The 13616-nt window shown below is 44.5% G+C and carries 12 protein-coding genes; 10 read left to right on the plus strand and 2 right to left on the minus strand.

Features of this window, described 5'->3' with window-relative positions; translation table 11 throughout:
• Positions 1–90 precede the first annotated feature (90 nt).
• From flhB to ACYVD3_RS13050, 9 genes are all read left to right on the plus strand, one after another.
• The gene (gene flhB / locus ACYVD3_RS13010) at positions 91–1152 is read left to right on the plus strand and encodes a flagellar biosynthesis protein FlhB (protein ID WP_460642950.1); all 1062 of its coding nucleotides are present in this window, start codon (positions 91–93) and stop codon (positions 1150–1152) included.
• Positions 1153–1193: 41 nt separating this feature from the next.
• Positions 1194–3263, plus strand: coding sequence for a flagellar biosynthesis protein FlhA (gene flhA / locus ACYVD3_RS13015; protein WP_460642951.1), 2070 nt, complete (start codon positions 1194–1196; stop codon positions 3261–3263).
• A 35-nt stretch (positions 3264–3298) separates the two neighbouring features.
• Positions 3299–4075 (plus strand): sigma-70 family RNA polymerase sigma factor, encoded by a 777-nt coding sequence (locus ACYVD3_RS13020; RefSeq protein ID WP_460642952.1) that lies wholly within the window; start codon positions 3299–3301, stop codon positions 4073–4075.
• A gap of 70 nt (positions 4076–4145) precedes the next feature.
• Positions 4146–4949, plus strand: a complete 804-nt coding sequence (locus ACYVD3_RS13025) for a flagellar hook-basal body protein (protein WP_460642953.1) — start codon at positions 4146–4148, stop codon at positions 4947–4949.
• A gap of 13 nt (positions 4950–4962) precedes the next feature.
• A complete protein-coding gene (locus ACYVD3_RS13030; RefSeq protein WP_460642954.1) occupies positions 4963–5733 on the plus strand; it encodes a flagellar hook-basal body protein in 771 nt (256 codons plus the stop codon).
• Positions 5734–5766: 33 nt separating this feature from the next.
• A complete protein-coding gene (locus tag ACYVD3_RS13035; protein WP_460642955.1) occupies positions 5767–6393 on the plus strand; it encodes a chemotaxis protein CheC in 627 nt (208 codons plus the stop codon).
• On the plus strand, positions 6386–6868 hold the full coding sequence (locus ACYVD3_RS13040) for a chemotaxis protein CheD (protein ID WP_460642956.1): 483 nt from the start codon (positions 6386–6388) through the stop codon (positions 6866–6868). Before ACYVD3_RS13035 ends, ACYVD3_RS13040 begins: the two co-directional genes overlap by 8 nt.
• Positions 6869–6951: 83 nt before the next feature.
• The gene (locus tag ACYVD3_RS13045) at positions 6952–7872 is read left to right on the plus strand and encodes a chemotaxis protein CheW (protein WP_460642957.1); all 921 of its coding nucleotides are present in this window, start codon (positions 6952–6954) and stop codon (positions 7870–7872) included.
• On the plus strand, positions 7865–9136 hold the full coding sequence (locus ACYVD3_RS13050) for an EAL and HDOD domain-containing protein (protein WP_460642958.1): 1272 nt from the start codon (positions 7865–7867) through the stop codon (positions 9134–9136). Before ACYVD3_RS13045 ends, ACYVD3_RS13050 begins: the two co-directional genes overlap by 8 nt.
• Here ACYVD3_RS13050 and ACYVD3_RS13055 read toward each other — a convergent pair.
• Both ACYVD3_RS13055 and ACYVD3_RS13060 read right to left on the minus strand, forming a co-directional pair.
• Positions 9133–9804, minus strand: coding sequence for a late competence development ComFB family protein (locus ACYVD3_RS13055; protein ID WP_460642959.1), 672 nt, complete (start codon positions 9802–9804; stop codon positions 9133–9135). The two genes, ACYVD3_RS13050 and ACYVD3_RS13055, sit on opposite strands and share 4 nt — an antisense overlap.
• A 23-nt stretch (positions 9805–9827) precedes the next feature.
• Positions 9828–10601: a ParA family protein gene (locus ACYVD3_RS13060; protein WP_460642960.1), complete on the minus strand. Its 774-nt coding sequence runs from the start codon at positions 10599–10601 to the stop codon at positions 9828–9830.
• Positions 10602–10743: 142 nt separating this feature from the next.
• Here ACYVD3_RS13060 and fliD point away from each other — a divergent pair, with 142 nt between their 5' ends.
• A complete protein-coding gene (fliD, locus tag ACYVD3_RS13065) occupies positions 10744–13608 on the plus strand; it encodes a flagellar filament capping protein FliD (protein WP_460642961.1) in 2865 nt (954 codons plus the stop codon).
• Positions 13609–13616 lie beyond the last annotated feature (8 nt).

Raw genomic sequence — 13616 nt, forward strand, 5'->3', positions numbered from 1 at the left:
ATATCCCTTAACGCCCGGTGCCCGATAAAGCGGGGCGGGTCCTGTCCGGGAAGCATGTCCGGAAAAGAGGAAAGGATGTGATGAACGGCAATGGCAGGTGATTCAAAAACCGAGAAAGCCACACCCAAAAAACGGAGGGATGAACGAAAGAAAGGTCATGTCGCCGTCAGTAAGGATGTGGTAATGATCGCTTCTCTTCTTGGTATATTCATGATGCTGAAGCTGTTGTTTCCCTTCATGTACAAAACCTTGCGGAACTATATGATAAAGTATATAAGCCTGGCACCGGCGGCAGAGACTTTGTCCGATTATACGACAAAGGCTTATATGGATACGGTGATAGCCGTGTTAAAGGCATGTTTTCCGATTCTTCTGGTTGCTGTCCTGCTGGCAGTGGTTGCTACAGGAATACAGACAAGGTTTCTGTTTACCAAAAGCAGCATGGCTCCTAAGTTCGACCGGCTGAATCCGCTGCAGGGGATCAAGAATATCTTGTCAGTCAAAAGCCTTGTGGAGCTGATAAAGAGTCTCATAAAAATCATTATTTTGATCATAATCCTTTACCAGATTATCAGAGGGGATTTAAGAGCGGTGGCAAGGACCATTGACATGGAACTTCAGGATTCGGCTGTGTATGTACTGAACGCCATTCTTGAGATGATCACAAAGGTTTCCATCGTATTTCTGGGAATTGCGGGATTTGATTATTTTTACCAGTGGTGGGATTTTGAGCGCCAGATCCGGATGTCAAAGCAGGAATTAAAGGAAGAATACAAGCAGACCGAAGGAAACCCTGAAATCAAGGGGAGGATCCGTAACATACAGAGAGAACGTGCACGTTCCAGAATGATGCAGGAGGTCCCTTCTGCAGACGTGATCGTGCGTAATCCTACCCATTACGCAGTGGCGTTGCGGTACAATATTGAAAAAGACAGTGCGCCTGTACTGGTGGCAAAAGGCCAGGATGAACTGGCTCTTAGAATTGTAGCGGTAGGTGAGGAGAACGGGGTGTATGTGCTTGAGAATAAGCCCTTAGCCAGAGGGATTTATGCCAGCACCAAGGTGGGCGCTGAGATTCCCCCGGAATACTACGGCATGGTAGCCGAAATTCTTGTATACGTATACCGTATGAATAACAAGATTATAGAATAGATAAGAACGGCAGAGATACTTGAAAGAAATGGTGTAAAAGAATGAAGAATTTACTGAAAAATTCCGTAGTAGTTTTTGTTATTGCGATTGTACTTCTGTTGATTATCCCATTGCCTCCATTTTTATTGGATGTAATGATTATCATAAATATTACCCTTTCCATGATAATCTTATTGATAACCATGAACATAAAGGAGCCATTGGAATTTTCCATCTTTCCGGCTCTGCTGTTGGTTACCACCCTGCTGCGTTTAGGGTTAAATGTATCTACCACACGTAATATCTTATCAAATCAGGGATCATCAGGCCAGGTGATCAAAGCCTTTGGTGATTTCGTATTACAGGGAAATGTAGTCGTTGGTTTTATCATATTCCTGATCATCGTATTGGTAAACTTCCTTGTTATTACAAAAGGTACGGAGCGTGTATCAGAGGTTGCAGCCAGATTTACCCTGGATGCCATGCCTGGAAAGCAGATGGCCATTGATGCGGATCTAAGCTCCGGCCTGATCAATGAACAGGACGCAAAAATAAGACGGTACAAGATTCAGAAAGAGGCGGATTTCTATGGCGCCATGGATGGTGCTACCAAGTTTGTAAAGGGAGACGCCATCATTTCCATAATCGTTACTGCCATTAACTTTATTGGCGGAACCATCATCGGTATGGTGCAGTCGAATCTGGCTTTTGATCAGGTGTTAGCCGTTTACTCCATTGCAACGGTGGGTGACGGACTTGTTTCCCAGCTTCCGGCCCTTTTGATCTCTACAGCCACAGGTATGATCGTTACCAGAGCTGTTTCAGAAGGCAGCTTGAATGAAGACGTTTCCGCTCAGTTCATGGCTCAGCCTAAGGCCATTATGACCACTGGCTTTGTCATGATCGTTCTCATGCTGGTGCCTGGAATGCCAAAGCTTCAGTTGGCGATTATGGCGACGGTGCTGGTAGTCGTGGGATACCGTCTGGGACAGAAGGTAAAGCTGTCGGCAGTGAAAACCCAGGAAATTGCGGCAACGTCCATGATGGAAGAACGAACTGAGCCTGCGGCAGATGAAGAATCCTATTACCGGGATGTAAACAATGTATATTCTCTCATTAACGTTGAACCTATCGAAATGGAATTCGGCTACAGCCTGATCCCTTTAATTGATGAAAACAGCGGCGGCAAGATGATTAACCGTATCGTCATATTCAGAAGGCAATATGCCCAGGATATGGGGTTTGTCATTCCTTCTGTCAGACTGAGGGACAGTTCAAGTTTAAATACCAATCAGTATATTATTAAGATCAGAGGGGAAGAAGTGGCCAGGGGAGAGATCCTGGTGGACTATTACCTGGCATTGGAGCCCCCCGGTCTTTCCGGGGAAGTAGACGGGATCGAAACGGTGGAACCGGCTTATGGAATTCCAAGTAAATGGATCCGCCCTGAGAACAAGGAAATGGCGGAAATTTACGGATATACGGTCATTGACCCTCTTTCCGTTATGCTGACTCATTTGTCTGAAACCATCAGGCAGCACGCCTACGAATTGTTAGGGCGTCAGGAGGTCATGCAGCTATTGGAAAACGTCAGGAAGCATTCCGCAGAACTGGTTGATGAGCTGTTTCCAAATCAGTTCACTTACAGCAGCTTTCAGAAGGTACTCAACAATCTTTTAAAGGAAGGCGTGCCGATCAAGGATATGGAGACCATACTGGGAACGATTGTAGACTCCATTCCAACCACCCGGGATATGGACGTCATTACTGAGAATATCAGAATTGCCTTAAAGAGGACCATAACCAGGATGTTCTGTGACGGAGGACAAATGAAGGTTCTTACTCTGGATGCAGAATTGGAAAAAAATATTATCGGAAGCATGGCAAAGGGAGAACAGGGAGTTTATCTGGCCCTCAGTCCGGATGTGATGCAGTCTGTGATCGGTCAGATGGGTGAACAGATCAAGAAATTCAGTGACTTAGATCAAAAGCCGGTGATTCTCACAAGCCAGGTTGTCAGACTGTATTTTTACCGCTTGATTGAACAGTTCTATCCCAATGTATATGTCCTTTCATTTAATGAGATTGCAAACAATATTCAGATACAGGCAGTTGGAAATATCACCATTTGACAGGATATTGCGTCAGAAAGGCGGTGCTAGTCGGAATGGAGCAGGATTTCACCCAATATACCAATGAAGATTTATTAGTTAAATATAAGCGGACAAAAGATATCAAGATGAAGCATGAGCTTGTCATGCGCTACATGTATATGGTCAGAAGTATTTCCATTCAGATGAGGGATGTGTATTTAAGCTTTGCCCAGGTGGAGGATATTGTCAATGAAGGCGTGCTGACCATAATGAGCGGAATTGAAAAGTTTGACCCGGAAATGAACGTTAAATTTGAAACCTATATTTCCAAAAGGATCCGGGGCATGATCATTGATATGGCGCGTAAGCAGGACTGGATTCCAAGAAGCGTAAGGAAGAACGCCAAGGAATTGGATAGCGCTGTTATGGAATTATGCAACCGGCTGGGCCGTTTTCCTTCTCCAAAGGAAACCGCAGAATATATGAATATCAGCCTGGAAAAGTACCAGGAAGCCCTTGGCAAAACCAATGTTTACAGTGTTCTATCTCTGGATATGGTTCTGGAGGCAGGAAATGACAATAAAAAAACGGTGCAGCTTCCGGCGGTCAATGAAAATGAACAGCCAGAAGATCATTATCTGCAGGAAGAATTTAAACAGATCCTGGTTTATGCAATAAATAACTTAAAAGAAAATGAACAAAAGGTTATTTCGTTGTATTATATGGACGAATTAAATATGAAGGAGATTGCACAGGTCATGAATGTCAGTGAGCCGAGAATCTCACAGATTCACTCCAACGCGATTCAAAAGCTGAAGCTGTATCTGACCGGTTTTATAAATGGGAAATAGGAAATACCTTACAGGTATACCTTTACGCCCAAAGTGCACGGGCAGCTAAATAGGAAAGGGGCAAAACGTTATGTTTCATGGATTTTATAATCTGGCATCAGGAATGCTGTACCAGAATCGGAATTTAAATGTCATAAGCAACAATATGGTCAATGTCAGCACTCCGGGCTATAAGTCGGACAAGCTGGTCAGCACCACATTTAAGGATGAGATGCTCTACAGAAATGGCAACCGGAATAAAAGCAATTCTGTGGAGATCGGATCGGTATCCATGATTCGTGCCGCCAGAACCGCAAAAACGTCTTATGACCAGGGAGCTCTGGAGGAAACCGGGGGGAACCTGGACTTTGCCCTTACAAAGCCTGGATTTTTTACCATTGAGGATACAAACGGGAACCGGCTCTATACGAGAAATGGTTCCTTCCGCCTGGATGATGAGGGATATCTCTGCTTATCTTCTCAGGGCAGGGTATTGGGAGAAGACGGAAATCCCATCGCGCTTCCATCAGACCACATTACTGTTGACAAATTAGGCAATATTTACGAAGTGTCCTTAAAGGGGCTGGGAACCGACGAAGACGGCGGGGATTCAGAAGAGACGGAACCAACGCTTTTAGGAAAGATCGGGGTAGCAGACTTTGCAGATTACACCCAGCTTGTTAAGGATGATAACGGCACATATACAACCACGGCGGAAGCGACTGCAGTAAATGGGGGAATCCAATGGAAAACCATCGAACGTTCCAATATCGATCCCATTGATGAGATGACCTCCATGATGAGCAGCCAAAGAGCTTCTCAAAGTGCTGCACAGGTGCTCAAAATGTATGATCAGCTTATGGGCAGGATTGTCAGCGACATAGGCAGAGTATAAGGGAGGTAGATCGATGGAACAGTCATTTTACGTAGGCGCTTTGGGCGCTATGGGCCAGCAGACAAAGCTCAGTGTCGTTTCTAATAATGTGGCAAATGTGAATACCGTAGGCTTTAAAGCCCAGTACAGTGTTTTTTCGGATCTGGTGCATGCTGAAATGAGAAACACTCAGGGAAATAACGGAGCGAAATCCGGAAGCGGAACAAAGGTTGACCAGGCAAAGACGGATTTTTCGGTCATGTCTTATAAGGAAACCGGCCTTGACCATGATTATGCCATTGCAGGAGAAGGCTTTTTCATGTTAAAGGATCCGGTTACCAACGAAGTTTCCTATTCCCGTGACGGACGCTTTCAGTTGTCACAAATGGAAGACAAGTTCTATCTCGTGAATTCAGACAACAAAAGAGTTCTCAATATGGACCAGGAAGAGATTTCCTATGACGTAAAACCCTCTACATATCCGGGAAATGAGGCTGAAACAGAAGAGGAAGAAACAGAAGTGGAGGAGGGAGAGCATGATCCCCGGGCAATCGGAGTGTATACCTTTGCAAGAAGGGATGGCATTGAGAGCCAGGGAGATAATGTTTTTTCCGTAACCGCAAAAAACGGGGAACCGATTCTGCTTGAAAAAGCCAAGGTGGTAAAGGGTGCCTTAGAGGAGTCAGGAGTGGATTTTGCCCAGGAAATGACCAGAATGATTGAGGCGCAGAGAGCCTATTCCTATGCGCTTAAGATGGTGCAGACTTCCGATGAGGTTGAGTCGACAATAAATTCTCTGCGGTAAAAACCATAAGTAGTGAGGAAAGAGGGCGATATCATGAAAATAACGCGTTACGATGAAATGAATAGTTTGGGCCTGGATCTCATCAGGGAAATCGGAAGTATAGGTACAGGAAATTCGGCCACTGCGCTGTCCTCCATGTTAGGAAAAACCGTTCGTATGACACTTCCGGATGTGAAGATTCTGGGCTATAACGAAGCCATTAAGTATCTGGGAGATCCGGAAGAAATTGTAGCTGCTATTCTGGTCAAGATGACTGGAGAGATCAATGGCCTGATGCTGTTTATCCTGAAGCTGGATTTTATCAATGAGGTCCTGACCAGCGTCATGCAGCAGAATATTGAAGATTATTACCAGTTGAATGTTTTGGAAACCTCAGCATTGGAGGAGATCGGAAATATCATCATCTCCTCTTATGTAAATGCAATGTCATCCCTAAGCGATGTTACCATTAATTTGTCGGTTCCGGATATAGCTGTAAATATGCTGGGCGGAATCTTAAGCGTTCCAATGGTGGAATTTGGCTATCAGACAGATAAAATGATGATGATCAGCGGGCAATTTGTAATAGGGGGGAAAGTGCTTCATAGCGATCTTCTGATGATGCCGGATATACAATCATTGAACTTTTTAATGGAAAAACTGGGGATAGCTAATGGATAAACAATTAACGGTTGGAATTGCAGACATGAAGTTTGCCAGGCAAGAGGGGATTCTGATTACTTATGCACTTGGTTCCTGTATTGGAATCAGTTTGTATGATCCTATGATCAAGCTGGGGGCTCTTGTGCATATTATGCTTCCTGAGGTATTTGGATTGGGAGACGGCAATATATTTAAGTATGCGGATACAGGGCTTGCGGAAACGTTTCGAAAGATTGAGATAATGGGAGCCAGGAAACCCAGACTGATCGCTAAAATCGCCGGGGGGGCCAAAATGTTCGAATTGCAGGGTAACAGCACCCTTGGAAATATCGGTGCCCGTAACATTATCAGCGTGAAACAGATTCTTCATTCAGAGGGGGTCCGCCTTGCTGCCGCGGACGTGGGAGAAAATTATGCACGGACCATGACCTTTGATGTGAACACCGGGCAGGTAAAAATTCGGACTTACGGCAGAGCGGAAATTGTTTTGTAAACATTATGAACCGGCAGAAGTATGCCGATATTTTATTAGGCAGATGTTTTTGCTGGATTATATTGGGATAAAGGAGAAGAGCTATGGCAGAAACAGATATTTTATTAGAATCAGGAACCAATGAGATTGAAATAATGGAATTTACCATTTACGGTGAATTGTATGGAATTAATGTTGCCAAAGTACGTGAAATAATGATGTCAGATAAGGTGAAGCCCATCCCTCATGCCCATCCTTCTGTGGAAGGTATCTTTAAGCCGAGAGACATTCTTCTCACTGTAATCGACCTTCCTAAGTATCTGACCGGGAGTGCAACAGAAAAACAGAGCAAGGACCTGTTCATTATCACCAACTTTAACAAGCTGCACATTGCGTTCCGGGTTCACAGCGTCGTTGGAATCAGCCGTATCTCATGGAAGAATATACAGAAACCGGATGATACCATAAGCCGTGGAGAGGAAGGCGTGGCAACAGGCATTGCTCAGTGCGGTTCTGATCTGGTTACCATTCTGGACTTTGAAAAGATCGTAGCGGACATTGCGCCGGAAACAGGGATCCAGTTAGATGAAATCAACAGACTGGGACAAAGAGAGAGAATGGATTACCCCATCCTCATTGCAGAGGATTCCATCCTTCTGACAAAGATGATAGAAGCAGCCTTAAAGAAAGCCGGTTATGACAATCTGACCTTTAGAAATAACGGCCAGGAGGCCTGGGATTATCTGCTTAAAGTCCGGTTTGATTCGGATTTGAATAAAAAGGTAGGTCTGATCATTACGGATATTGAGATGCCGGAAATGGATGGGCACCGCCTGACAAAGCTGGTGAAAGAAGATAAGAATTTAAAGCATATTCCTCTGGTTATTTTCTCTTCCATGATCAACGAGGAATTAATGATCAAAGGAAAGCAGTTAGGAGCTGACGAACAGTTAAGCAAACCGGAGATCGGCCATTTGGTTGAAGTGATCGATCATTTGCTTCAGAGGAGGGAAAAGAATGGATAAGTATGTCACCCGGCAGCCCATTAAGGCACTGAAGGAGGACAGGATTATCGGCTATGAGATATTGTTTCAGAAAGATTATGACTCACTTTACAGCAGCTCCGATGTAGCAGCGGCTGATACTATTGCGGGTTTTCTGATGCAAAATACGGAAAGTATTTTTCGTGATAAGCTCACCTTTGTAACATTTACTCCTTCTTTACTATTTCGGAACACACCAAAGATTTTTGACAGAGAGAAAATGGTAATTCAAATTGAAGACCATGTGATGATCCATCCCCTGTCACCCACTATAATCAGGAAATACCGGGCAGAAGGCTATGTCTTTGCCATTAACGATTTTCAGTTTTCTCCCAAATATTTTTCCATGCTGGATTATGTCACTTACATAAAGATTGATGTTAGAAATAAAAATAGCGTAAAAGACCGTACTTCCCTGACCAATCTTGTCAATACCATGAAAGGCTTTGATAAGAAGTGCATTGCAACCGGAGTCAACACAAAGGAAGAGTATGAAATGGCCCTGGAGATCGGAGCCGACTTTGCGGAAGGAAGCTATGTTGCAGAGGCAATGGCGAAAAAGGTGAACCGCATGGAGTTTCTGGAAGGGAACTTCTTCCAACTGGTTGTTGAGGTATCAAAGGATGAGCCTGATATCGAGCAGATAGAAGAAATCATAAAACGTGATGCTGCCTTAAGTTATTCTCTTCTTAAGATTGTCAATTCCGCTTATTTCGCCCTGCGCAGGAGAGTATCCTCCATACGCCAGGCGTTGGTGACCATGGGGATCAGCCAGTTAAAGCAGTGGGTATATCTCTTAAGCTTTAATAATGACTTTGATAATAACGAATCCCTGGAAGCCACCATGAAGATGTCTTTCCTGCGGGCTAATTATGCCATGGCTCTTTCCGACCACGTGCAGGACCTTCCCATTATCCGGTCAGAGGTCTATATGATGGGAATGTTCTCTACCCTTCAATATATGATCGATGCTCCTTTAGAGGAAATACTGGAAGAGGTGCCCGTAGCTCAGGAAATCAAGGATGCGCTCATAAGGCAGGAGGGAATTTGCGGAACCCTCTACAAGCTCATTTTGAGCTATGAAAATGCGGAATGGAAGAGTGTAAGAGTTTTGGCAGATCAATTAGGCATTCCTTCCGGCCAACTGGCCCAGACATACATGGATTGTGTTGAAGCCGTCAATGAGATATGGAGTGGTCTTACAAGCAGTGTATCCCAGAATGAAGAGGAAAAAACCCACGCCTAATGGTGTGGGTTTTCTTTTACAATTGAGCAGGCTTTTGTCAGCTCTACAATAATTAACTGGGAATAACGGTTGGAATAATAGTTCAGTAACGGAGATGCAGAGGGGGGTTCCACAACAATATACTTAGGCGGAAGGTTGGTCAGTGCCAGCGCTGTTACATCGGCAATGCACCGGCCGCATACGCATACATCGAATTTCTCCATGTAATCTTTTACTCTGTTTTTCACCACATATTCCATGACATTTAAATACTCATAGTCTAAGGGTTTGGACTCAGGAATTTCAGATATGGGAACCTGCTCAGAAGGCATTTCTTTCATGGACTGTGTTTCCTGTGCAGAAGAATCTTCCATTTGGGGACCTTCCTCTTTGAGATCTTCCTCCCCGTATTCCTCTTCCTCCAGGCGCTGCTTGATTAATTCTGCAACAGGATCCGGTGCTGAGGATGACATATCGATAATGGATATGGGGGAGGGGGTTAATGGTCCATCCTGTGTTTGGATGGAGGCCTGCTGGGCCAAAACTGTCAGCTCTTTGATGGTTCCGCCCTGCTCCGGTGTGAGGCTGGCCGCAACATTCTCCTTTGCTGCTTCTGATTTCGAGGATTCGGAATCATCGCCGGCCAACAGGTTCATGACGTGGGCTGTTTTACTGCTTTTTCGTGCCATTGCTTATGCTCCTCTCAAGGTTATTAATTCCTGCGCTGTTTAATCCGTTCTAATACTTCTGCAACCAGTGCTTTATAGTCTAAGGCAGGATTGGAGCGGGGGGCATAATCCAGAAGGCTTTCTCCCTGAGCAGGTGCTTCCGCAACGGAGACACTGGACCGGATATGGGTGTTAAACACAGCGGTACCGATCTGGACTGCAATGTTTTGGGCCATTTCTTTAACTTCTCTGGAAAGAAGTGTTCTGGGGTTATATTTGTTAAGCAGGATTCCCAGGACAACCAGATCCGGATTCACAGAGGAGCGGACCGTATTGAGCGTCTCTTTGATCTGGGAAACCCCTAACAGGCTTAGAATTTCCGGAACCATGGGAATGATCAGATAGTCTGCCGCTGCATAGGCATTAACGGTCAGAATGTTCAGGGCAGGAGGAGTATCAATGATAATATAATCATAATAACCGGCCACGGTTGAAAGGATGTTCTTCAGCATGCATTCCCTCTGCTTCCCTGTAAATTCCAGCTCAGCGCCGCTTAAAAGAATGTTGGAAGATATCACATCACAGTATTTTGAAGGCCGGATTGCCTCCTGTAAGGTGGCGGTTCCTTTAAAGACTTCATATATGGTGGCACAGGATTCGATTTCAAGGCCGAGACTGAAGCCTAAATTACCCTGGGGGTCTAAATCCACTGCCAAAACTCTTTTATGTTCCATGGCCAGACCGCAGGCAAGAGAGCAGGAAGTGGTTGTTTTGCCTACGCCGCCTTTTTGATTTGTAATAGCAATTACAGTTGACAACTTCGTTTCCTCCATTCATAAATTGAGATAATACTATTATCTTAAGTATACAATATGTCGATAAATAAGTATAGCGAAAACAAGAAAAAAACCGATTTTTGACGAAATTTGGTTTGTGTACATAATTAGAAAGGAGTTCTATATGGCATCGATATCAAGCAGTGTCAGCAGCGTTTCTTCTATCAGGGGCTACGGCGGTCTTGTCAGCGGTCTGGACAGGGACAGCCTGATCCAGGGAATGACCTCTGCCACAAGGGCTAAGATTGCAAAACAGCAGAAGCAAGCACAGACTTATTTATGGAAACAGGAGGCCTATCGCTCCGTCAGCTCTAAGCTTGTGGAATTCTCACAAAAGTATACATCTTATGTCAATCAGTCAACCAATATTTCCAGCCCCAGCTTTTGGGCAAAAAGCAACATTACGGCAATCGGGGAATACAGCAAGTATATCAGCGTATCAGGAAGCTCGTCCCTTGCGGATTCCATGTCCATTGTGGGCGTGAAGCAGTTAGCAAAGGATGCCAGCATGTCATCCATCGGAACTGTGTCCGACCAGTCGCTCACAACCGGAAGCATTAATTTGGGAACAGAGGATGTCAGCACCCTGGAGGGGCAGAGCATTTATTTCAAATATGGCACAAAGACCTATGGGGTTTCATTAAGCAGCGGTACTACAAAGGATGGCTTCACCTACGATTATTCCAATGGAGCAAAGGCGCAGGAATCCATTACCAAGGCCCTTAAGAATGTTTCCATCGGAGATGGAAAGACACTGGCAGATGTGATTAAGGTGAAGGCTGATCCTTCCAATCCAGGGGATCCGTCAGGTACTGTTTTTAAGCTGGATTTTCAATCAACCGATAACGCCGGAAATACAATTCAGATCGCAGGAGGAAGCAAAGCAGCGCTTAAAGCTCTTGGCATCGAGGATATTGACAGCCTGTCTGATGATGACAAGAACATTACTTCCTCAGGCTTATCGACAGAGCTGGCAGGAAGGACTCAGACCTTTTTTGAGTCAAAGTCTTTTGCAGACCGGGTAGGCGGAAAGAACATCAGCTTTACTTACAATGGTACTACAAAATCCATACAATTTGACAGTGCCGAAGGGCTTCAGGGGATGATCGGCGGCAATGATAAAACTTCCTTAGAGTCTATTGCAGCCGATTTAGAAACAAAGCTGGGTAAGGCGTTTGGATCAGGCAGAATTAAGGTGGGGGTTCAGGAGGATACCAAGAACGGCGGTTATCAGTTGAAATTTGAAACCATGAATCCTGCTACCAATACCGTGGATAATTCTTCCATATTGGCAATTTCCTCCGCTGACACAGGAGTGATCGGCAAGACGGGAGCGTTAAAGGTGGAGTATGGGGAGTCAAACCGTGTAAATCTTTCCTCAACTCTTGCCCAATCCGGATTAGCGGGAATTGCAGACGGAATTGAGCAAAAACTAGCTGACTTTAAAACCGCTTATGGCGTGGACTATGAAACCACTTATTTTTCAGGATCAGTAAAGGCAATGGAACTGATCGGAAAACTGGGAAGTAAGGTTACGGCTGATACTAAGGTTTCTGATTTAAAACAGTTGATTTCATCGAATTATTCCCAGTTATCGGATACAGTCTTAAGCAGCGTTTATGAGGCCATCGATCATTTTAAGACAGATGATAATACAAAGGTCAGTGACTTAAAGGATGCTATGAAAGATTATGTGGACAAAAGAGAGCTGAAGCTTACGGTCAATGACGTTAAAATTGAAGGTCTTTCCTACAACAGCACTCTGAATGATGTGATCGGCAAGGTAAATGCCTCTGATGCAGGTGTTACCATGAGCTATATGATGAATTCGGACAAATTTTCCATTGTATCCACAGCAGGCGGAGCCGCTGGAAAAATAGATTTCAGCGGCAGCGGCGATGAGGGGCTTCTGTTTGGTCAAAAGGATGTAAATTATACGGTTACCAAGGGCCAGGATGCGGTTATCGGGGTGAAATATGCAGGCTCTGATGATGTTGTTGATCTGGTGCGGGGCAGTAATTCCTTTAATCTTGATGGATTGAATGTTACTGTTAACGGTACCTTTGGATATAATTATGTAAAGGATGATACTAACGGAAAATATGTAAAGGATGGGGACGGAAAATATTTTAAGGTGGAGGATACCGCTGTGCGTTATACGGATACCGGAGTGGCTGATCCAGCCGGAGAGTATGTGAAGACAACGGATGGCACATATGTAAATGCCTCCGGTGGCTTTTATTCCATGGATACCTCGAATTCTGTCACATTCAATGCCAAAACCGATTCTGACAAGATCGTATCCGCCATAACCGATATGATCAAAGACTATAATGAGATCGTCAAATTAGTAAATGATGAGGTTACTACAAAACCAAACAGAAGCTATGAGCCTCTGACAGATGAACAGAAAGAGGAATTGACGGAAGACCAGATTAAGAAATGGGAAGAAAAGGCAAAGGCAGGAATGCTTTTCAATGATACTGACTTAAGAGGCCTTGCTGACAGCATGCGTTTTATTTTTGACAGCGGTTCTGAAGATAAGGCCATGCTGGAGTCTTTCGGAATTTCGACAAGCTCCAACTATGGCGATAACGGTAAGCTGGTATTTGATGAAACAAAGTTCCGGGCAGCTCTTGAATCCAATGCAGGAGATCTGCAAAAGTTATTTACCAAGACTGCGGATTCCACAACAGGAGAAAAGGGCGGAGTTATGGCTCGTATCACTTCAATAACTGAAAAATATGCGTCCATTACAGGCGTTACCAAGGGTATATTAATTGAAAGGGCCGGTTCCATTTACTCGCCTACCAGCATCCTGTCCAATTACCTTCAAAAGACTATGAACAGCATTGACGATTACATAGACCGCTTGCAGGGGCAGTTAAAAACAGAGACAGACCGGTATGTGAAGCAGTTCACTACTTTGGAATCATTGATTTCACAAATGAATTCCCAAAGCGGTTGGCTGAGCTCATTCGGCTCATAAGAAATGGC

It is taken from the genome of Lacrimispora brassicae (assembly GCF_054772055.1).